Annotated in this window: 22 protein-coding genes, 1 riboswitch and 1 other annotated feature; of the genes, 9 read left to right on the top strand and 13 right to left on the bottom strand. The window is 32.7% G+C overall.

Annotation, left to right across the window (positions count from 1 at the left end; all coding sequences use genetic code 11):
• Positions 1-117: 117 nt before the first annotated feature.
• Positions 118-666, bottom strand: a complete 549-nt coding sequence (locus B5E48_RS08755; protein WP_158093962.1) for an energy-coupled thiamine transporter ThiT — start codon at positions 664-666, stop codon at positions 118-120.
• Between the two features lie 66 nt (positions 667-732).
• Positions 733-832: riboswitch (TPP riboswitch) on the bottom strand.
• Positions 833-942: 110 nt separating this feature from the next.
• Between B5E48_RS08755 and B5E48_RS08750 the strand changes: the two genes are divergently transcribed.
• On the top strand, positions 943-2,133 hold the full coding sequence (locus tag B5E48_RS08750; protein WP_087243168.1) for an acetate/propionate family kinase: 1,191 nt from the start codon (positions 943-945) through the stop codon (positions 2,131-2,133).
• A 61-nt stretch (positions 2,134-2,194) separates the two neighbouring features.
• Here B5E48_RS08750 and B5E48_RS08745 read toward each other — a convergent pair whose 3' ends face one another.
• From B5E48_RS08745 to B5E48_RS08730, 4 genes are all read right to left on the bottom strand, one after another.
• Entirely contained in the window at positions 2,195-6,571 is a 4,377-nt protein-coding gene (locus B5E48_RS08745; protein WP_087304786.1) for an MSCRAMM family protein, read from the bottom strand.
• A 151-nt stretch (positions 6,572-6,722) separates the two neighbouring features.
• Positions 6,723-7,034 (bottom strand): AzlD domain-containing protein, encoded by a 312-nt coding sequence (locus B5E48_RS08740; protein WP_087243166.1) that lies wholly within the window; start codon positions 7,032-7,034, stop codon positions 6,723-6,725.
• On the bottom strand, positions 7,034-7,729 hold the full coding sequence (locus B5E48_RS08735; RefSeq protein ID WP_087243165.1) for an AzlC family ABC transporter permease: 696 nt from the start codon (positions 7,727-7,729) through the stop codon (positions 7,034-7,036). Before B5E48_RS08735 ends, B5E48_RS08740 begins: the two co-directional genes overlap by 1 nt.
• A gap of 40 nt (positions 7,730-7,769) precedes the next feature.
• Positions 7,770-8,291, bottom strand: coding sequence for a hypothetical protein (locus B5E48_RS08730; RefSeq protein ID WP_087243164.1), 522 nt, complete (start codon positions 8,289-8,291; stop codon positions 7,770-7,772).
• Between the two features lie 370 nt (positions 8,292-8,661).
• Between B5E48_RS08730 and glmS the strand changes: the two genes are divergently transcribed.
• From glmS to B5E48_RS08700, 6 genes are all read left to right on the top strand, one after another.
• Entirely contained in the window at positions 8,662-10,464 is a 1,803-nt protein-coding gene (gene glmS, locus B5E48_RS08725) for a glutamine--fructose-6-phosphate transaminase (isomerizing) (protein WP_087243163.1), read from the top strand.
• Positions 10,465-10,606: 142 nt separating this feature from the next.
• On the top strand, positions 10,607-11,860 hold the full coding sequence (locus tag B5E48_RS08720; protein ID WP_087297159.1) for a hypothetical protein: 1,254 nt from the start codon (positions 10,607-10,609) through the stop codon (positions 11,858-11,860).
• 69 nt (positions 11,861-11,929) lie between these two features.
• Complete coding sequence (locus B5E48_RS08715) at positions 11,930-12,718, top strand: ZIP family metal transporter (protein WP_087297160.1); 789 nt, start codon at positions 11,930-11,932, stop codon at positions 12,716-12,718.
• A gap of 127 nt (positions 12,719-12,845) precedes the next feature.
• Positions 12,846-13,068: a binding site (T-box leader), on the top strand.
• A gap of 48 nt (positions 13,069-13,116) precedes the next feature.
• Positions 13,117-14,094: an ABC transporter substrate-binding protein gene (locus B5E48_RS08710; RefSeq protein WP_241146954.1), complete on the top strand. Its 978-nt coding sequence runs from the start codon at positions 13,117-13,119 to the stop codon at positions 14,092-14,094.
• A gap of 2 nt (positions 14,095-14,096) precedes the next feature.
• Positions 14,097-15,023: an ABC transporter permease gene (locus tag B5E48_RS08705; RefSeq protein WP_087304785.1), complete on the top strand. Its 927-nt coding sequence runs from the start codon at positions 14,097-14,099 to the stop codon at positions 15,021-15,023.
• Positions 15,016-15,810, top strand: a complete 795-nt coding sequence (locus B5E48_RS08700; RefSeq protein WP_087243159.1) for an ABC transporter ATP-binding protein — start codon at positions 15,016-15,018, stop codon at positions 15,808-15,810. The genes B5E48_RS08705 and B5E48_RS08700 overlap by 8 nt, the downstream gene beginning before the upstream one ends.
• Here B5E48_RS08700 and B5E48_RS08695 read toward each other — a convergent pair.
• The gene (locus B5E48_RS08695) at positions 15,807-16,451 is read right to left on the bottom strand and encodes a DUF421 domain-containing protein (RefSeq protein ID WP_087243158.1); all 645 of its coding nucleotides are present in this window, start codon (positions 16,449-16,451) and stop codon (positions 15,807-15,809) included. The two genes, B5E48_RS08700 and B5E48_RS08695, sit on opposite strands and share 4 nt — an antisense overlap.
• A gap of 41 nt (positions 16,452-16,492) precedes the next feature.
• Here B5E48_RS08695 and B5E48_RS08690 point away from each other — a divergent pair, with 41 nt between their 5' ends.
• Positions 16,493-16,846 carry a DUF3792 domain-containing protein gene (locus B5E48_RS08690; RefSeq protein ID WP_087304784.1) on the top strand — a complete coding sequence of 118 codons (354 nt, stop codon included), beginning with the start codon at positions 16,493-16,495 and terminating at the stop codon, positions 16,844-16,846.
• 66 nt (positions 16,847-16,912) lie between these two features.
• Here the strand turns inward: B5E48_RS08690 and B5E48_RS08685 are convergent, their stop codons facing one another.
• The gene (locus tag B5E48_RS08685; protein WP_087297163.1) at positions 16,913-17,209 is read right to left on the bottom strand and encodes a hypothetical protein; all 297 of its coding nucleotides are present in this window, start codon (positions 17,207-17,209) and stop codon (positions 16,913-16,915) included.
• Between the two features lie 156 nt (positions 17,210-17,365).
• Between B5E48_RS08685 and B5E48_RS08680 the strand changes: the two genes are divergently transcribed.
• Complete coding sequence (locus tag B5E48_RS08680; RefSeq protein ID WP_087243155.1) at positions 17,366-17,686, top strand: PTS sugar transporter subunit IIB; 321 nt, start codon at positions 17,366-17,368, stop codon at positions 17,684-17,686.
• A gap of 46 nt (positions 17,687-17,732) precedes the next feature.
• Here B5E48_RS08680 and greA read toward each other — a convergent pair whose 3' ends face one another.
• From greA to mltG, 6 genes are all read right to left on the bottom strand, one after another.
• Positions 17,733-18,218, bottom strand: coding sequence for a transcription elongation factor GreA (greA, locus tag B5E48_RS08675; RefSeq protein WP_087297165.1), 486 nt, complete (start codon positions 18,216-18,218; stop codon positions 17,733-17,735).
• A 73-nt stretch (positions 18,219-18,291) separates the two neighbouring features.
• Positions 18,292-18,918: a uridine kinase gene (gene udk, locus B5E48_RS08670; RefSeq protein WP_087243153.1), complete on the bottom strand. Its 627-nt coding sequence runs from the start codon at positions 18,916-18,918 to the stop codon at positions 18,292-18,294.
• Positions 18,915-20,165, bottom strand: coding sequence for a peptidase U32 family protein (locus B5E48_RS08665; protein ID WP_087304783.1), 1,251 nt, complete (start codon positions 20,163-20,165; stop codon positions 18,915-18,917). Before B5E48_RS08665 ends, udk begins: the two co-directional genes overlap by 4 nt.
• Positions 20,140-21,072 carry a peptidase U32 family protein gene (locus B5E48_RS08660; protein WP_087304782.1) on the bottom strand — a complete coding sequence of 311 codons (933 nt, stop codon included), beginning with the start codon at positions 21,070-21,072 and terminating at the stop codon, positions 20,140-20,142. Before B5E48_RS08660 ends, B5E48_RS08665 begins: the two co-directional genes overlap by 26 nt.
• The gene (locus B5E48_RS08655) at positions 21,069-21,668 is read right to left on the bottom strand and encodes an O-methyltransferase (protein ID WP_087243150.1); all 600 of its coding nucleotides are present in this window, start codon (positions 21,666-21,668) and stop codon (positions 21,069-21,071) included. Before B5E48_RS08655 ends, B5E48_RS08660 begins: the two co-directional genes overlap by 4 nt.
• A gap of 1 nt (position 21,669) precedes the next feature.
• Positions 21,670-22,710 carry an endolytic transglycosylase MltG gene (gene mltG, locus B5E48_RS08650; protein ID WP_087304781.1) on the bottom strand — a complete coding sequence of 347 codons (1,041 nt, stop codon included), beginning with the start codon at positions 22,708-22,710 and terminating at the stop codon, positions 21,670-21,672.
• Positions 22,711-22,753: the final 43 nt, after the last annotated feature.

The following is a 22,753-nucleotide window of genomic DNA, read 5'->3' as shown; positions in this document are numbered from 1 at the left end:
AAATATTACATCTTGAAATCAGAAGAAGAGAAAAGATGTTTTTTTATTGCCTAAAAACAGAAAAAGAAAAGAGCTGAAACAAAATCAACTCTTTAAAAAGTTATTTCGTTACAGCCCCTACATAAAAGCTCTTTTTAAACGAGGATATAACAATGGAACAACAATCATACATAATATAAGTGTTGGTGCAACATAGATAATATTATATCCTAATGAATAAACAATTGGATTCATACCTTCTGGTGCATAACTTGCAAACAAGAAAGCGCCTGAAGCAAAATGAGATAAGTATTTTAAAAACATGACAAAAACAATACCCCAGCAAATAGGAAGGTTTCCAATTTTTTGTGTTTTCATCAAAGGTGTTAATCCACATACTGCAAGTGGTAATACATAATCAAGTAAAACTGACCATGGTCCATAGTAAGTTGCTAAACCTAAGACAAACTGTAAAATAGATACCCCTATTCCACAAATGACACCATATCCAGCTCCCATTAAATAACCACATAACATGATGGCAATGACATCAACAGAGATTGTTCCTCCCTGTGGTAAAGAAGGAATAATTTCATTCACATAGCTCAAAATCAGTGTAATAGCCATAAACATTGCAAGCTGACACATACTTTTGACTGTGAAATCAACTTTTAAAATTTTTTTCATAATTCGATCCCCTTTCATTGAAGCCAACAAATAAAAAAGACTTTTCTACCCACGTAAAAAAGTCACAAAAATCATTATTTGCACTCTCTACGCTGGCATTACCCAGTTCAGATCATAAGGGACAAGGTGAAAACCTTTCTCAGCAAATGCGCCCCTGGCTCATATCTATTATATTCTTTTTTAGAAAAAATACAAATATTTTTTACAAAACATTTTTTCCTAGTTTTTTTATAAATAAATGCTATAATAAAAGGGAATTAAGGGAGGATAAGAAAAATGGCAAAAATTATTGCAGTGAATGCTGGTAGTTCATCACTTAAATTTCAATTATTTGAAATGGATGATGAAACAGTCATTACTTCTGGTGTTATTGAAAGAATTGGTTTAGAAGATTCGATTTTTACAATTAAATTCAATGGTGAAAAAGATGTTCGTACTTTACCTATTCCAACACATAAAGAAGCTGTTCATTTATTATTAGATACATTATTAGAAAAGAATATCGTGTCTTCATTGGAAGACATTAAAGGTGTAGGACATAGAGTTGTACAAGGAGGTTCTTATTTTAAAGAATCTGCTATTATTGATGAAGATGTTGTCAGCAAGATTGATGAATTAAAATCATTAGCACCTTTACATAACCCTGCTCACTTAACAGGATATTATGCTTTTAAGGAAGCTATTCCAAATGCTGGTGCTGTTGCTGTGTTTGATACTGCTTTCCATCAGACACTTGAACCAAGATGTTATATTTACCCAATTCCATATCGTTTCTATACTGATTATAAAGTGAGAAAATATGGTGCACATGGAACTTCACATTATTATGTATCACAGAAAGTTATTGAAAAACTAGGTAACCCTGAACATTCTAAAATCATTGTTGCTCACTTAGGAGCTGGTGGTTCTTTAACAGCTGTCAAAGATGGAAAATCTATTAATACATCTATGGGATTTACACCATTAGCTGGAATTATGATGGGAACTCGTAGTGGAGATTTGGATCCTTCTATCATTGATTACTTGATTGAACAAGTTGGTATGGATATGAAAGATGTCATTCATATGTTAAATAAAGAATCTGGATTACTTGGTGTATCAGGTGTATCAAGTGACTTTAGAGATGTATTAAATGCTGCTAATGAAGGAAACGAAAGAGCTAAGTTAGCTATTGACATTTTCTTTAGAAGAGTTATTGCATACATTGGTAGATATTTTATTGCTTTAGGTGGATGTGATGCAATTGCCTTTACAGCTGGTATTGGAGAAAACTCTGCTTATGCTAGAAAAGAAATTCTATCATTAGTAAGTGAAGCATTAGGTATTGTTGTTGATGATGATGCTAATGAAAATGGTGAAGGTGAACGTTTAATTTCTAAACCTGAATCAAAAATCAAAGTTTATGTCATTCCTACAAATGAAGAACTTGTGATTGCCAGAGATACAAAACGTTTATTAAATCTATAAAATAAAAAAACAATATAAAAGAAAAGAAGATGCATGGATCAAAATCCCTGCATCTTTTTCTTTACCTATCTGTTTCTTTTTGAGTTCTACAAAGCTTTATAATGAAAATCAAACATCCTCCAGCTAATATCAGATAATAAAACATGTGCGTTGCATCTCCTGTTTTCACAACGACAACTGGAATCTTTTCATTTTCATACTGAAAACTATGCACCTTTCCAATTCCTTCAAGCTGATCATCAATGACAATCTTAACAACTTCATCAGATAACTGATAACCCTTTGGCGCTTTTGTTTCTTTGACATAAACTGTTTGACCATACTCTAAATTTTCAAAAGTGACAGTCCCTTTTGTTGTATCAGCCTTTAATGTTTTGAATGGCTTTTGACATTTTTCATCTAAATAAATTGTAAACTCAAAATCATTATGAACAATGTTCTTATGTGTTTGACTATCAACCTTATTGATCAAAATATCAGTGATAATACGATGATCTGTCATTGTCAGTGACATATCCTGTTTTCCATCAACAGTCAAAGTCACGGACGGAGATGTTTCATATCCTTCTGGTGTTTTGACTTCAACAATTGTATAAGTTTCCCCTACCTTCAATCCTTGCGCATAATGAACTGATCCATCTGTTGTCCATTGATCAATGATGTTTTTTGTTTTATTAGACACAATCTGTAATGTCGCACCTTTGACATTATTTCCTAATTCATCTTTCTTTTGAATACCAACTGTTGTATCAATCATTGTGATATGCTGATTCTGTTGATCATCAGTGACAGTAAACTCAATATCCTGCGCCAGATTCTTGCCAATTGGTGCTAAATCTTCATGAAGAATATAAGTCTTACCTACTATAAGATTATTTATAGTATGACTATCCTTTGTAGAAATCCATTCATCAACAATTTCTTCTGTTTCTTTATCAATGACTTGCATAGATGCACCTTCAATTTCCTGTCCACCTGCATCCTCTTTTGAGAAAATGACTTTCTTATCTATCATAGATAAATTCATATTTTCATTCTCTTTCACAGTAAACTGTATTTCATTAGCCATTGCAAATCCATCTGGTGTTTTGATCTCTCGAAGGATATATGTTTGACCAACAATAAGTCCTTCAGCGTGATGAACACTTCCGTCAGTCACCCATTGGTCAACAATATTTTTGGTCTTATCACTGACAATCTGAAGAGTCGCTCCTTGAACAGCATTACCATCTACATCTAATTTATTGACATCCACCTGTGTATCTTTCATGACAATTGTCTGTTTGTTTTTTGACATTGTAAACTTCACATCTTTGGCATAAGTATATCCAAGGGGTGTCAAATCTTCACGATAGATATAATCCTTTCCAATGACAAGTCCTTTAACGAGATGACCTCTTCCATCACTTGTCCATTGATCAATAATTTCTCCACTTTTAGCATCAATGACAGAATATTCTCCACCTTTGAGTTCTGTTCCGTTTAAATCCTGTTTAGAGAAATATGTTTCTGTTAGCTTATTCTTCATTGTCTTTTCCACTGTATATTCTTTTGTCGTATTGTCTTTGATATCAAATTCAAAAATGACTGGTTCATCCAAAAGAGCATATCCATCTATCGTTGAAATCTCTTCAACCTTGTATCTGGCCCCAGTTGTTCCAAGTGGTAAATCTTTTAATTCCAGTTTTCCACTTTCATTAATCATATAAATACCATCAGTTGAATTCCCCATAATGACAGGATCATCTTTTTTGTAAATCATCTTTCCTGTTGCTGGATCTATAATATCACTATCAGCAGTGACTTTAAACTGTGCTCCACCAACAGCTGTATCTTCCTCTCTTTCAAATTCTTTATGAAGAATCAAATGTCCTGTTGGTTTTTCATTGATAAATGAAACTTCAATGACAGGTTGATTGTCCTCATCAAAATAGATTTCATCATTATCTGCTGTAATATTCACTTGAATATCATCTCCAATAAGGAATCCTTCAGGATTTCTCAATTCTTCGATTGTATATGTTCCTGATTTGACCATATCATCCAGTACAACATATCCATTTTCATCTGTTGCCCATTCATCTTTATAAACCATACCAACTTTTTGTTTGACATCATTTCCTTCGCTATCTTTTAACTTAAATGTCGCATGAGATAAAGCCACTTTCTGTCCATCTTTATCTCTTTTCACAATTTTTAACCATGCCTGAAATGGTGCGTTGTTGACCATTCTATATTCAATTTCCTGATCTTCATTAATGGTAATAAAAAAATCACCAGCAGGATAATAATTTTCTGGTGTTTTTGTTTCCTTTATTTGATAAATACCATAAGGCAGATCAATAGATGTATCTCGTCCCGTTGAATCTGTCACAAGAACATCATAAGCTCTTGCCTGATCCCATCCATTCTTTTGAACATCTGAGTAAAGCTTGATAGTAAATTCTACACCTGCCAATCCTTGTGTAATGCCACTTGATCCATCAGTTCCCATTTTGGCAACTTCAAGTTTTCCTTTAATGACTTGTTCTTTAGAAACAACACTTTGTGTGACAACCTGCTGATTCGAATTTGAAGATGTCAATGTCACTATCTGAGGCCCATCTAATAAATATCCAACACTTGGCTTTGTTTCTTCTACTCGATAGACACCCATTGGTAAATTAGACCATGAAATTTTTGCCTGATCATTTGTTTTCTTTGTTCCTGTATCACCCCAGACACCATTTCCAACTGTCTTTTGAGAGATGATTTCATCTTTCTTATAAAGCACAGTTCCATCAGATGGATTCAATATATCTTGATTGGCTTTTAAAACATATTCAGCCTCTTTTAAGGTTGCATCACCTTGAGAGATATTCCCAGTTTCTTTATCCTGTTTCTCTAATTCAATTTTCCCTAGAACTGGTTCATTATAGATTTCAATGGCATAAGTCTTACCATTTTCAGTCACGCTCTGATTCTTTTCAAGTGTCGCAATGACATAGTTCTGTGGTGCTTCTTTTTCACGAATCGTATATGTTCCATAATCAAGTAATCCTGTTTTAGCAACACCTTCACTATTTGTAGATATTGTCGCAACTACCTGATTTCCACTTAAGACCTCAAACTTTGTACCTGGTTTCTTAACAACCTCACCTGTTTTTTTGTCCTTTTTCATAACCTGAATATAACCCTGTTTCCAGTTATTCGTTTGCGTAAACGAAGCTGTTTGACCAGCTTTTAACTCTACTGAATGGACTGTTGAATCCAAGACAAGATGATCTGGAACCTTGATTTCCTGTATATAAATGGTTGTTGGTTGCAGTTTGTCAATCGTAACTGTTCCATCTTTTCCAGTTGTATATGTACCTAGACTTTGACTCATGTCTGCATGATAAGAAATTTGAAACTGTACATCAGCAATATTATTACCCTTATTATCTTTTTTAGTAATCTTTAAAGCAGATGCTCCAATCTTAATCTTAAAGAAAGCACTTGGTATAGCTTCATCCAATTCTCCTGCAATCGCGACTTTCTGATATCTTTCAGAACTGTCTAAACAAAGCAGCTGTCTTTTATTGAGATCAAGACTATTGATTCCAGATACTGTTTTCGTATCATCAAATGAAGCATTCGCTGTGACTTTTAAAGCATTCCCATTTTTAACAAACGAAAGCCCGTTGGCCTTAAAATCATATCTTTCAAGAACCTGATTTTGATCATTCATTTCCATATAATAATGATTGCCATCAAATGCAGTCATTTCATATGTTTTCGCAAGATTTTCACTCTTTGATGCAAAACTAGGAATCTGCCCCCATGTCTTTAAAATCTGGCTATAAGAATCATAGTATGTTTTGACATTGGACTTTGTCGTAGAGTTAGACCAATTCAAAGAATTATAAACAGAAGTCGCACCACTGGTTGTCACACCTCGATAACTACCATCTGCATTTCTTTCACCAACCATGATTTCCCATACAATAATTTGTGCTGCATACCACTGATAGGCATTTCCATTCACTGCTTTTAATGATCCATTTGTATGATATGAAACATTGATCTTTGTTGGTGCTAGACTTAGCACTCGACTAATAAGCTTTTCCTTTTCTGACGAACTTAAATGTTTGTTCTTTTGAGCTTCTTCAATAAGCTCAATTGTGTCAGTAGGCGTATACTGTGTTCCATCATGAACAGCCTTTCCATTCTCTAGACAATAAAAATACTGTCCATTTGTCGTCAGAAGAACCGTCACACCTTCATCATATGAACTGGCCTCCAAAACAGTTCCATCATTTAGTTTGGATCCAGCTTTTGTGGTGACACCTGCCAGATAATTATAAGTATTCATCTCATATGAAGCTCCATAAACTTCACCTATGTTCAACATAAAAATACACGACAACATCAAAAGTATGACTTTCTTTAATTTTATAAAATGCTTATGTTTATCCATCTTTTTTCCCTCCTTTTTAGCTAAACATAATCGTTTTCGAACACATCACCTCCTTTTACATATCAAAAAAGACAGGTCATCATCCTGTCTTAAAACATCTTCCTTATTTTCCATCACCATAAAATATCATGAATCAATTAAAAAATTCCATCTAAAATGGAATCAGTATGTGCGCAATGAAACTGCATATAACGGTCACACAGGCAACAAAAACCAGGCCTTTTTGACGATAAGCGAAGTAAATACCCGCCAGTCCTCCAACCAAAGCACTGCCCATATGTCCAGTTGCATATAGAATGCTTGGAAATGTCAATGCCGATAAAACAGCATAAGGAACATAATATAGAAGCGAACGTATAAAACGTGAGTGGATTTCTTTTTTAAAAAACGTCAGTGGCAACATTCTTGGCAAATAGGTCATAACGGCCATCACAAAAACAGTCAGTAATAAATAACTTGACATTAGACATTCTCCTCAATAGGGTAACGTAAAGCCCCATAGAAAGCTCCCAGTATTGTAGCCACAATCAATTGAAATCCACTAGATAATCCTTGAAACAAAGGCACTTCATACATGATTGTTGAAAGAATTGCTGCTATGACTACAACTTCTAATATAGCACGTGATTTGGCAGATGCTGGAACAATAATCGCTAAAAACATGCCATATAAAGCCAGCCCCATTGCATTTTGTAAAACAGGTGGCAAAATATTTGTCAGCGTTTCACCAACAAGTGTACCACTCGTCCATCCAATAATAGGTACCAAAATAAATCCTGCCATAAAAGAAAAAGATAATGTTCCATGTTCTAAAGATGCCAAACTAAATGTTTCATCAGTAATTCCAAAAGAAATCACCATTCTTTCCAGCGTTGACATCTTTTGATCAATCTTTTGACTTAAAGATAAAGACATTAAAAAATATCTTGCATTAATCATCAATAGTGTTAATGCAGTTTCCATATACGAAGCTTGAGCCAGCATCAAAGATACTCCAGCAAATTGCCCCGATGATGTTAAATTAGTCAATGAAATCAATGTTGCTAAACCAAATGGTAAACCACTTGAAGCAACAAAAACCCCAAAAGAAAAAGAAACTGGAAAATACCCCAAAGCAATCGGCAGAGATCTTCTACAGCCTCTTAAAAATTCCTCCATCAAATCCCCTCCATATATCCCTATGATACATGAATCAAAATTACTTATCAAACAAATTTTTTTCAATAAATTCGATAATGTCTTCTCTTGATGTTAATACCTGATAAAAAGATTTTCTTAAATCTAATCTTTGGATATCAACGGAACGAATATCACTCAATTGAATACGACAATGTGTTATATGTGTATCTGTTTTTATTTTAATATCCTTTTCAAATATAGGATTAGCAGGGGTTGAATCTTTTTTGATAGATGTACATGGAACAACAAGCATTTTATATCCCATATCTTTTAAAACATAGCACCAATGTCCATCCATAAGTTCTTTAGGAAAGCCTCGTCCAATATTGAAATATGCCAATTCATGAATATGTGGTCTTTTATGTACATGATAGAACGTCTGATTACAGTCGCCATCCTTAACCAAATGACAGTAAAAATACTCTAACTGACTGGTCTGATGTAATAATGCATAGCTATATTTTTCTACATCATAAACACCGGATTCTTCAAGTTTTTTTAATGATTTATTCATTTCCAGTAAATTATTACGTATACTCATAATAACCCTCCTATTATATATATACGCATATTTTTCTCATTTTTCTTTTTTTTAAACAAACTTTTTTTATTTCACATCAAATTTTTATATTTCATATATTATAATGGAAACATTTTTAAAATATGAAAACTATTCGATGATGTTTCATGTATAATAATATCTATTATTGATGAAGTTACAAAAGAAAAGCGCCAGGACTTTATACATATAAAGTTGACGAGGACCAGATTTATCGAAAGATTCGGCGGATGATCTGGAGGTATGATGCTACCTGAACAATGAGCAAAACTAATGAGTGATCATTAAACAAATATCATTAGGCATCACTTCATTCAATAATAAAAAATGAAATTGATGGAGGAAATTTTTTATGTGTGGAATTACTGCTTATTGTGGAAAAGGTGAAGCTTTGCCTTTTTTAATGCAAGGTTTATCTAAATTGGAGTATCGTGGTTATGACAGTGCAGGTGTCACAACACTTGAAAACAATCAGCTTATCACTGTCAAATGTAAAGGACGATTAGAAAATTTAGAAAACAAACTAAAAAATCAGCATCTAAGTGGACATGTGGGGATTGGACATACAAGATGGGCAACTCATGGTGTTCCTTCTAATCTTAATTCTCATCCTCATACCAATCAGGATGAAACAATTGCTTTAGTGCATAATGGGATTATTGAAAATTATCGTGAATTAAAAGATGAATTATTAAAAAAAGGATATCAGTTTCAATCTGATACAGATAGTGAAGTTGTTGTTCAACTTCTTGATAGTCTTTATGATGGCAATCTATTAGAAGCAACACAAAAAGTACTGGCTCAAATCAAAGGAAGCTATGCTTTGTGTATTCTTTCAACATTAGAACCAGAACACATCATTGTTGCAAAAAAGGACAGCCCTTTAATTATTGGGAAAACAAAAGATGGTTATGTTGGTGCTAGTGATATTCCAGCCTTATTAGAATATACAAAAGAAGTTTATTTTTTAGAAGATTATGAAATGGCTGTTTTATCAACTGATCATATTTCATTTTATGATCAACACGGACATCCGATTGAAAAACAAACAACAACTATTCCTTATGATTTAGAAGCAGCTAAAAAAGATGGTTATGATACTTTTATGTTGAAAGAAATTCATGAACAGCCTCATGTCATTGCTGAAACATTAAGAGGTCGTATCAATCACAATCACATTATTTTAGATGAATTAAAAGATATTGATTTTTCTCAGTTCAATAAAATCTATCTGGTTGCTTGTGGAACAGCTTATCATGCATCTATGTGTGGTGCTCATATTCTTAAAAAAGTATTAGACATTCCTGTTTTAAGCGAAGTTGCCAGTGAATTTCGTTATGATGATCCTTTTGTAGATGAAAAGACTTTAGCAATCTTTGTTTCTCAATCTGGAGAAACAGCTGATACTTTAGCCGCTTTACGTCTGGCAAAAGAAAAAAAGGCAACAACAATTGCTATTGCAAATGTATTAGGAAGTACAATTTCTCGTGATAGTGACTATGTTTTATATACATGTGCAGGTCCTGAGATTGCGGTAGCATCAACGAAGGCTTATACAACACAATTGGTTTTATTGATTCTGTTAGCTTATTATATTGCTCAACAACTTGGCAAGGACATCAACAAACAAATTATTCAACAATTAATGTCTATTCCTCAACATGTAGATACTATTTTAAAGGATGAAAATCTTTTTGCCCAGTATGCAAAAATGCTGGAAAATCAACATGATGCCTACTTTATTGGTAGAAATTTAGATTATGCCAGTGTCTTAGAAGGTGCTTTAAAATTAAAAGAAGTGTCATATGTCCATGCTGATGCTTATGTAGCCGGTGAATTAAAACATGGTCCTATTGCTTTAATAGAAAACGATTCTGTTGTTATTGCAGTAGCTACTCAGCCACATATTGCACAAAAAACAATCAGCAATATTCAAGAAACAATGGCCAGAGGAGCACGTGTTATATTACTGACAACTCAAAATATGGAAGTGAAAAATGTTCAAAACGTATATGAACTTCCTGATATTGACCCTACTCTTCAGACAATATTGGTTGCTGTTCCTTTACAGCTTATTGCCTACTACACAGCATGCATTAAAGGTTGTGATGTTGATAAACCACGTAATCTTGCAAAATCTGTAACTGTCGAATAAAAAAACATCAGATTCAAATGAACCTTGTTATTTGGACATCCTCATAACAGAGGTTCATTTTTATGATTGATTTTGAAAAATAAATCTTTATTCTTCACAAGAAGTTATGAAATTGATATAATAATAATCGAGGTGATGAATCGTGGAAAAACGTGAACCAAAAGATTTAACAAATTATGATAAACGTTTTGAAGAAGATCCAAGCTCATTTAATGATTTTCAAGCTATGGATTATGTAAAAGAATTGAAAAATCAAGGTCGTACTGATGATGCAATTGAAGTAGGTAAGACTTTCTTGCAAGTTGGAGAAGGATTAAGTGGTTTTATTAATCATTATGGTTATGCACTTTATAATAAATACATTAATATTGATGACGATAAAATCAAAGAAAAAGAAGATTTATTTTTCTCTATTGTTGATGAAATCACAAACTTATGTAAACAAGAAAAATATTCTCCTTTAGAAGCGACAATCAATAAAGCTATGAAGTATGTCATGAATCAAAAACCTGTTCGTTATCAAAAATTATCTGAACTTTTAGATAAACTTGATGTTCAGACACTTAGCATTGAGCCTTTTGTTAATAGTGCAGGTAAAGAATATGAATCAAAGAAAGAAAAATGGTATCGTTTAAAAGTTAGATGTTCTTATGAAATGGAAGATTATAAATCTTGTGTAGAATATGCAAACATGGCTTTTACACAACCTATTAAATGGCATTATAACAATTTAAATTGGGTTAAATACTATCGTGCATCTTCACTTGTACATTTAAAAAGATATGAAGAAGCTGAAAATGAATTCTTATCATTAGGAAACAAGATTCCAAACGTTGATTCATTCCAAGTGCTTTATGATTTATATATGAATACTGGTAAAGTGAAAGAAGCTTATACAAATCTTGTTTATAAATTCTTTAAAGCTGGATATAATCTTGATGAATTGGGATTATATGAAATGATTTTAGATATGGTGAAAACTGGTCAAAATCAGGAAGTGATTGATTTAGCAAATGCTTTTGTTTATCAGCTTAAAGCTGAAAATCAAAAAGATGTTTCTCAAAATTCAATTTCTGAACAATATCAAGATACGGATAGCAGCTCTTTATATGATCGCTTATATAATCAGTTAATGGAACATCTTGATGAATATATTGATCGTTTTGAAGGAAAAGTTGTTTATTACAACAAAGATAAAGAATTTGGTAGTATCGATCAAGATAATGATAGTGATGATCATTTATTCTTTAGACAATCTGATTATATTTATGATGAAATGGTTGAAAAATATGATGTTGTTGAATATAGCTTAATGAAAACATTTGATTTCAAAAAACAACAACCATCTTCAAAAGCCATTTTAATTAAAACTTTATATGAAGATATTCAATACTAAGCTATGCCCTGCATAGCTTTTTTTGTCACACAAAACTGTCTTTTTCATACTCTATAATGAGGTGAAAATGTGTTATCAATATTACAAGAAATGCCTGTTCTTATTTTTATCGGAGCTATTATTTTTAATTGGTTTTCTACCTTTTTAGGTGCTTCTTTGGTTTATTTTACAAATAAAGAAAATAAACATCTGGTCTCTATTGCTTTAGGAAGCAGTGCGGGTATTATGATTGCTGCTTCATTTTTTTCCTTAATTTTACCTGCAATGAACCTTTTAGAAAATATGAATAAATGGTATCTTATGATTATTCCATTTGGTTTTTTATGTGGTGTTGCATTTTTAGCTTTATGTGATCATTTCTTGCCACATAAACATATGATATCAGGTGAAATAGAAGGTCTTCAATCACGTTTTTCTAAGAATCAATTATTAATGCTTGCTATGACATTGCATAATATTCCTGAAGGCTTGGCCGTTGGCGTCGCTTTTGCCAGTGCGCATCAACAGTTTATTCCAGCATTGGTTCTTTCCATTGGAATAGGTATTCAGAATTTTCCTGAAGGGACTGCCATTGCACTCCCTATGCACCAATATGGAAAAAGTAAATTCATATCTATGATGTACGGACAATTTTCAGGGATTATTGAAATTCCTTCAGCTATCCTTGGATATATCTTTGCTTCTTTGATTCAGAATATTCTTCCATTTGCCTTAAGTTTTGCAGCTGGTGCTATGCTGTTTGTCTGTGTGGAAGATATGATCCCAGAAGCCTGTTGCCAACATCAGATTGATATAGGTGCTCTGTCTTGCATGATTGGCTTTGCAGTGATGATGATTTTAGATATGATGTTATCTTAATCGCTCTATTTTTTACTATTTTAACAAATTTTATAAAAATAATTCGTTAAATACTTATTTTTATTTTATTTTTAAAAAAATGATTGACAAACAATTTTCATTTATTTATGATAAATGATATATAAAACAAAAAGCAATGATGTGACGAAGTAAAAATTTCTGTGACATAAGAGATATGATGGCTGGTGCGAATCATACGAAAAGAAATTTTGAATACACCACGGAGCTATTACTTTGATAAGGGGTAATCGGGGACATAACGTTATTTATGTAAAGTTATTCAACTTATAAAGGTTATAATTGTGAGATTATAATAAATTGAGGTGGTACCGCGTTCACTCGCCCTCTTGGGACGGGTTTTTTTGTTTTATAATCTTAAAAATGAGGAGGAATAAAATATGATCAAAAAACTATCTGTATTATTATTGACAATGGGGTTGCTTTTAACAGGATGTGCCAGTGAAACAACTGGAACAAAAGAATTATCTGAAGTCAAGATTGGGGCTATACAGTTTGCACAACATCCTGCACTAGATAAAGCATATGAAGGATTTAAAGATACTTTAATCGAAGCCGGTGTCAAAGAAGAAAATATTGATTTTCAAAATGCCAGTGGTGATCCTTCCAACTGCCAGACAATTGCTGAAAAATTTGTCAATGATGGTGATGACTTGATTTATGCTATCGCAACTGATGCCTTACAGGCTGCTGCTAATAAAACAACTGATATTCCTATTGTAGGAGCTGCTGTTACTGATTTTGAAACAGCTGGTGTTGTCAAATCTAATGAAAAACCAGAAACAAATGTCACTGGAGCCAGTGATTTAAATCCAATCAAGGAACAATTAGAACTCTTAAAGACATTGGTTCCTGATGCTAAGAAAATCGCAATTTTCTATTGTAGCGATGAAGCAAACTCCGTATATCAAGGAGAAATTGCTTTACAGGCTGCAAAAGATTTAGGACTAGAAGCCAGTGAAGTGACTGTATCTAATGATTCGAGTGCTATTCAACAGGTTGCACAATCTATGATTAGTCATTATGATGCTGTTTATATTCCAACTGACAATCTTCTTGCTTCTAATATGGCAACTGTTGCACAAGTGACAAATGAAAACAATCTGCCAGTGATCGTTGGTGAAGAAAGTATGTGTGAAAATGGTGGTCTTGCAACTTTGAGTTTAGATTACTATACTGTTGGTCAAAATGCTGGAAAACAGGCTTTAGCTATTCTTAATGGTGAAGCTCAAGTAGAAGAAACACCTGTCACTTTTGTTGAAGGAAAAGACTGTCAATATTTTATTAATCAAAAAGTTGCTTCTCAATTAGGTATTGATATTCCTACTGAACTGAATGCAACTATGATTGGAGAATAATTATGGCGATATTATTATCTTTACAGGGAGCCATTGGTCAAGGTATTTTATGGGGAATTATGGCTCTAGGCATTTATTTAACTTTTCGCATTTTAGATATTGCTGATTTATCAGTTGATGGCAGTTTTGCGACCGGAGGAGCCGTTTGTGCTGTTGCACTGGTCGCTGGTGTACATCCCTTAGTTGCTATCATTTTGGCAACACTGGCTGGTTTTTTAGCAGGATTCATAACAGGATTTTTGCATACCAAATGTCAAATGCCTGCCATTTTAGCTGGGATATTAACACAGCTTGCACTCTATTCTATTAATTTAAGAATCATGGGAAAAAGTAATATTCCATTATTACAGTCTTCGACGCTTTTTAAAGATTTAGCTAATGTCATTCCATTAACATCACAATGGATTACAATCTGTATCGGTCTTGTCTTTAGTTTCATTGTCGTGGCTGGTATTTACTGGTTTTTAGGAACCGAATTTGGTTCATGTTTAAGAGCAACTGGAAATAATGAAAATATGGTGAGAGCCAATGGTGTCAATACTGATACGATGAAACTTTTTGGTTTAATGTTAAGTAATGGACTTGTCGCTTTGAGTGGTGCTTTGGTCACTCAACAACAAAGTGTAGCTGATGTCAAAATGGGAACAGGTGCCATTGTCATTGGTTTGGCTTCCATTGTCATTGGTGAAGTGATTTTTGGTAAAAAAGCTGGTTTTAAATTACGTTTAACATCTATTGTTGTGGGTTCTATTATCTATCGTATGATTGTAGCAATTGTTTTACAGATGGGATTAAATACAGATGATTTAAAGCTTTTAACTGCTTTGATTGTTGCCATTGCACTGACTGTTCCTGTCATTATTGATAAAAAGAAACGTTTAACAATGTATAAAAAATTAACAGGAAAGGAATTTGAAAATCATGCTTAAATTAGAAAAAGTTTCTAAATCTTTCCATGTTGGAACTCCAAATGAAAAATGTGTCATTAACAAACTAGATTTAGAACTCAAACAGGGAGATTTTGTGACTGTGATAGGTGGCAATGGTGCCGGGAAAAGTACCCTTTTAAACCTTATTGCTGGGGTTTATCCTATTGATTGTGGAATCATGACTTTAGATGGTCAAGATATATCTTTATCGCCTGAATATCAGCGTGCCAAATTCATTGGGCGTGTTTTTCAAGATCCTATGATGGGTACGGCTTCTGATATGCAAATTATTGAAAATCTGGCGATGGCTGCACGTCGTGGTCAAAAACGTAGTTTACACTGGGGTGTAACAAAAAAAGAAAAAGAAGAATACTATGAAATTGTTAAAGCCTTAGGGTTAGGCTTAGAAGACCGTTTAACAACGAAAGTCGGCTTATTATCAGGTGGACAGCGTCAAGCCTTAACACTTTTAATGGCTACGCTCAATAAACCTAAGCTGTTATTACTGGATGAGCATACAGCAGCATTAGATCCTGCTACCAGTACAAAAGTTTTAACTCTGACAAAACAGATCGTGACTGAGCAACATTTAACTGCCATGATGGTTACACATAATATGAAAGATGCCATAGATATTGGAAATCGTCTCATTATGATGTATGATGGTCGTATTATTTATGATGTTCAAGGTGAAGAGAAAAAACAATTAACTGTGAATGATTTACTTAAGAAATTTGAAGAAGCCATTGGTGAAGAATTTGTCAATGATAGAATGTTATTAGGCTAGTTATCTAGCCTTTTTTTAATGACAAATAAACGTTCTTTTTCAACAACACAATAAAAAACCTCATGATAATCATGAATTCCAGCTTCTTTTAACTTTTTAATCAACCAATTTTCATCACGATTCATTAACTGCAAGATTTCATAATTAATTTGACCATCACTAATAATGGCTGCTGGTGCTTTCACTTCACTGTTTTTCGTTTCAATCACAGATAACTGACCATCTGTTTCTAACACTGCAAAGTCAACTTCTGATAAAGAGCCAATCCCCTGCTCTCTTAAATGATGACAAAGATCATCAACACTATATTTTAATGAAGCCATTTTCTTTTGATTCAGTTTTCCTTGAAAGACAATAAAGGTTGGATGTCCTTCTACCATCTTTTTAAAAAATGGACTCTTTAATGAAATCAGCGTAAATAGCTTATCCATAAAAACAATGACTAAAACTGCAAGTGCTGCCTGTAAAAAGTTAACATTTTCATTTCCAATTGAAATTGTCATCAATTCACTAATAATTAAAAATACAATTAAATCTGAAACACTGAGTTTACTCATTTCTTTTTTACCTAAAAAACGAATCATCAAGACAAGTAAAATATACGTTCCAAAACTTTCTATAAAGATTTCTATATATTTCATAAAAGAAAACTCCTTTGCATACAGTATATTAGGAGGAAACTATGAAACAAACACTACGTACTTATATTTATACATGTTTAATTTTTCTTATTCCTTTTATACTTATCTCTCTTATTCTTTCCGTTTTATCTTATTTCATGCAAATCAATCATTTATTTATTCAAATCATTCTGCAAGTATTCGCTTATATGACACTTATTGTAGCAGCACTATATTTGACATCACATTTACCTGATCATCGCATGAAACACTGTTTATTCTTTTCTCTCTTGTATTTTTTAATAAGCTTATGCCTTCATCTTGATGATATTCAATATGTTCATTTGATTTTCAAGTCATGCATATTTTTATTGATTGGCTTTTTTAAAGAAATCAAAACACGTACGATTGCATAAAAAAAGGAACTTATCTGAAATGAATCCAAATTCAATCATAAAGATTCACTTCAGGACAGTTCCTTTTTAAAATAATAATAAGCATGAAAAGAATACTGCTACTACTATTAATATGACATAAGGTATACGTACTAAACAAGCCAACGCTGTATTTTTCTTTAAATCATTAACCATAGAATCTTCTAATACTCCTACAAACAATGTTGCTGCAGCAATATTAAAGAAATTTAATGGTCCCAAATAAAGTTCCAGTGTACTCATAGGAAGAATAAAAGCATAGATGCCGTTGACAACAACAACAATGATTAAAAAGACAACCCACAATGTTAACACTGTTCGATTAAATTGACGACTTTCTTGCATATGATCACCACCTACTTCTTTGCCATAATTATTATATACTATTTTCATAAAAATAACAAACATACAAACGTTTCACTATAAAATTATTGGATTTTTTATTAAATTCCCCTATAATATAAGAAAGAAATATGAAAAATTGAAAGTGAGGGGTTGTCAATGATACATATTGTCTTATGCTGTGCAGCTGCCATGTCAACAAGCTTATTGGTAGAAAAAATGAAAAGAGAAGCGGATTACCAAGGAATTCGTGTTGATATAAGAGCTGTTGGAGTTCATGATGTTCATCAGGCTACAGATGCCAATATCATTTTATTAGCTCCACAAGTGAAATATATTAAAAAACAATTACAAAAAGCTTTACCAGATATACCAGTTATGGATATTTCTATGCGTGATTATGGAACAATGAATGGTAAAAACGTATTCCAAAATGCTATGGAAATGATTGAACAAAATAAATCGGACGAGATGGGATAACCATCTTTTTTTATTGAGATAAAAAAAGATGATGTCAGTACATCATCTAAGCCATATATTCAATCTTTAAAATTTTGACTTCATATGGTTCAGCCACCCCGACTGAAACAATTTCATTGATACCATGATCAAGAATAGCTTTTGCTAGAGGTGATTCATTTGAAATTTTACCATTTAATGGATCTGTTTCAAATGTCCCAACAATTGTAAAAGTTTCTTCTTGAGCATCTGCTTCAGATAAATCTAAAATTGTAACAGTAGCACCAGGTTTCGCAACTGTGCTATCTAATTGTGATTCATCAATAATTTGCACATGTAGTAACATTTGATCAATTTCTTTGATTCTCGCTTCAATATGTGCCTGTTTATCTCTAGCCGCATCATAATCAGCATTTTCTGACAAGTCACCTTGAGAACGTGCTAATTGCAACTCTTCAATAACTTTTGGTCTTTCAACATTAATTAATTGTTCTTTTTCCTGTTTTAATTTTTCAACCCCACTTTGGGTTAATAAAACTGCATCATGATCCATATCTATTCACCTCGCAGACTATACTATAACATAAATACCTTGAAAATACTAGCATTTCTCATGTAAATTTTCATTATTCATCGACAATACTTTTAATCTTTGTCATCAATAAATCAACAGCAACATGATTACTTCCACCCTCTGGAATGATAATATGTGCATATTTTTTAGATGGCTCTATAAACTGTTCATGCATTGGTCTAACAGTCTTTAAATACTGTTGACATACTGAGTCCAAACTTCTTCCTCTTTCTTCAATATCACGTCTTAAACGTCGAATAAAGCGAATATCACTATCAGTATCTACATAAACCAAAATATCACAAAGTTCCCTTACAGTCGGTTCAGCCAAAACAAAGATTCCTTCCAAAATAATAACATCGCGACCTTCAATCACTTCTGTGACTTGACTACGTGTATGTAAAGTATAATCATATGTTGGTTTTTCTATACGTTCTTTATTCTTCAACTTCTTTAAATGCATGACTAATAAATCTGTATCAAAAGCCAGTGGATGATCATAATTTGTTTTTACACGTTGTTCAAAAGTGAGATGACTCTGATCTTTATAATAGTCATCTTGTCTGATAATTTTGACTTTGTGATGTCCTTTAAAATAATCATAAAGCTGCTTTGCGATAGACGTCTTCCCCGATGCACTTCCTCCTGCTATTCCAATAATAACGGCTTGCTCTCTCATACATTTCTCACCTTTCTTCCCATATCATTGCTTAAAACCTGATAAGGTATTTCTACATAAAGAATTTCCATTGGATGATTAGCTACATCAATCTCTTCCATATCTTCATTATAAAGTTTTTTGACAATAAAGCAAAGATTATCATGATGAGGTGAGAAAACTTCAATCTGATCACCGAGTTTAAAATAGTTTCTCTGTTCAATCTTAGCCAGCTTTGTTTCTTTATCATAATCTACAATACGCATAACAAATTCCTGTGTTGGATGTTCATCACGCATATTAAACAACTGTTCATTGACAGTAGGATGTTCATAATAAAAACCATGACAGAAAGCACGATTGGCTGCTTTCAACAATTCTTTTTCAAAATAATCACTTTGTTGGAAATGATCAGGATCTTCACAATAGGTATCTATTAATTTACGGTAAGTCGATACGACTGTCGCAATATAATGAACTGATTTCATTCTTCCTTCAATCTTAAATGAATCTACTCCCAGCTCAATAAGCTCTCCAATATGTGCTACAAGTGACATATCTTTGCTGGACATACTAAATGGCATATCATTTTCCTGATTAACCAATTCACCATCCTGATACAAGTCATAATACCAGCGACAAGACTGTGAACAACCGCCACGATTGGCATCACGTCGACTTAAATAATTAGAAAGCATACATCTTCCTGAATAATGGATACACATGGCTCCATGAATAAAATATTCTATATCCACATCAACTTTATCCATAATACGTTTTAAATCATCATACGTCACTTCACGCCCTAAGACAACACGATCCATTCCCATATTCTGATAAAAAGAAATCGCCTGACTATTTAAAGTCGAAAGCTGTGTAGACACATGAACTTCCAAACCAAGTTTCATATCTTTAGCTATTTTCATGATATATGGGTCTGCCACAATAATAGCTGTTACCCCTATCTCATCTAATTTTTTTAAATAATCTTTTAATCCCTCTAAATTATCCTGATGTAAAATAATATTACAAGTGACATGAATATGCGCTCCATACTTTTTCGCAAATTCTACACCTTCTTGAATATCTTCTAACGAAAAGTTTGAAGCCTGAGAACGTAACGAAAATTCTTTTCCACCTACAAATACAGCATCAGCCCCATACATAATAGCCACCTTTAATTTTTCTAAGTTTCCTGCTGGCGCAAGCAACTCTGGCTTTTTTATAATTTTTCTTTTTCCATTAATGATTTGACTGATTTTTCTCATGATCCATCTTCCTTACATCTTCTAATTTATAAACTGTCTGGTCAAATAAAAAGCCACGATCAATAGGTGTTTTTAACTGATAAAGAAGTTGCATATAAGCTTTGACATCTCTATCATAAGTCTGTTTTTCAAAGCTCTTTAAAGCATCACTATATAACGAAGCAACTTCAATAGCCTCTTCATCACTCATCATCAGAGTTTCAATGTATAAATATTCAAAACTTTGAATTTGATTCAATAAATCTAACATATATAATCTTGTCTTTGAAAAAATATGTGTTCCTCTTTCATTTTCATAAATATGAAAAACATAATCTGAATTTCGTGGTTGAATAGTTAAACGTGTCTGACTCTTATGATCAAAAGCCAATCCTGATGCTTCCTGATAATTTGTCAATAAAGCACGTTTACTCGCTGCAATATATTCTACACCATGAACTTGTAGCATCAATGGCATATGAACTTGCTGATGAATTGATAACTGCTCTTCTAATGGAATGACACGTGCCAGTTGAGCACTTGTCACACCTTGTTGCTTTAAGACATTTAATGTCATAGCATTGGTATTTAATGTTTCTGGTGCATACATCATATCAAAGTGATACCCCTTATTTTTCACAATCTGTAAAACACCAAAATCTTGGAATAAAATGCCATGTATTACCATCTTTGATAAAGCATCTATATAAGCTTCAACTGCTTCAATTTCATGTTCATCATATAAAGCATTCACTGCCACATAAAATGAGCACTGTGGGTATTGTTTCACCATTTGAGATATATCATCTAATGAAAAATATGAGGGAGCATAGAAAGAATATTGGCCACCTAATATAAAACAATCAATACCCATAGATACATAGTCATAAAGTCTTTCTTTACGATTGAGTGATATTATTAATTTCATTGTTCATCCTTTCTTCGAATTACACAGATTCCATCACCAACTGCATAATATTCAACATCATATGCATCATGTTGAAAAATCCAGTCCTTGAATCTTTTGATTTTTTTAACTAACTGTCGTGTATTACGATTTTTAATATGATCAATATCAAAAATCATACCATGAAAATCTAAATTATCAACAATAATGATTCCATTTTTTTTCACAAAAGGAACATATTTTTCAAAAAACTTCTGATACTGAGCCTTAGCAGCATCGATAAACAAACAATCATAAGGAGCAAATTGAAGTTTATCTGTTTGAAAAGTTAAAGCATCATCATGATGAATTGTAATTCTTTTTTCTAATCCATGTTCATGAATATGCCTTACAGCTTCTAAATAACGCTGTTCATCAAGTTCAATGGTTTCTACACATAAATGTTCAACATGTGTTGTCATCATCATCGCTGAATAACCAATAGCAGAACCTATTTCCAGACATGATGTTGCTTTTCTTTCTTGAAGTTGTTCAATCAAAAAGAGGATTCCCTCTTTTTGCATAACTGGTATATTTCTTTTTAATGCATCCTGTTCTAATTCTTCTAATGTCATCATATTAATACCATTTATTCTCCTCTACTATTTTCTGGTGTTCCTTATAAGTACGACTATAAATCACTGTACCATCTTCTTTTGCAAAGAAGTAATAGTAATCATGATGTTCATATTGAATACATGCTTCTATTGTGACTTTAGAGATTGTACTAATAGGTCCTACTGGTAATCCAGTATATTTATATGTATTATATCGAGAGTCAATTTGTGTATGTGAAACACTCACATCAACACCGGTTCTTTGCCATGCATAATTCACTGTAATGTCACTTTGTAATAACATATCTTTATTTAAACGATTGATAAAAACACCTGCAATTTTAGGACGATCTTCATCAAATAATGATTCTCTTTCTACAATAGAAGCAAATGTTAAAAACTGATGTGGTGTCCAACCTAATTTTTCAATATCATCCTTATATTCAGATAAACGCTCATCCATCATATCTAATGCGAGTTTTGTCATACTTTTTAAATCAGGTTCCTGTTCTGTAATATAATAAGTTTCAGGATAGAGATAACCTTCCAATGGATATAAAATATCTTTATCTAAAATACTTTCATCTAAAAACCAGTATTCTTCAGTTAATGACTGTAAATATTCCTGATCATCCCACTGCTTAATCACTTCATCAGCAGATATATTTAAAATTTCAGCAAAACTTTCAGCAACTTCTGGAATCGTTGTTCCTTCCTTAATTGTCAATTTAGACGACAATATATACTTAAAGTCTGGATTTTCAATAATAGAGAAAATCTCAGATAATGACATATTTTTATTGAGTACATATGTATTGGCCTGTAAACGATCATAGTGATTTAATTTGAGAAAAATCTGACCACATAATTTATTGTTCACAAGTCCAGCATCTTCTAAAGTATTAAGCATCTGTGAAGCTGTTGAACCTTGTTCAATGGTTACAATCACTTCTTCATCTTTTGATGAAGATGCAGAAATACCCCAATTATAGAAAACAATTATACCAATCATACAAGCAATAATGATGCCACCAACAATATAAATGATTTTTTTATTCTTCATAAAATATCCTCCATCATTTATTTATTATAGGTTATTTGACAGG

Source organism: Massilimicrobiota sp. An105 (assembly GCF_002161155.1).
Classification (GTDB): domain Bacteria; phylum Bacillota_I; class Bacilli_A; order Erysipelotrichales; family Coprobacillaceae; genus Allocoprobacillus; species Allocoprobacillus merdigallinarum.
Note: the sequence above shows the minus strand (reverse complement) of the source record. Positions and strands in the feature narration are given on the sequence as shown.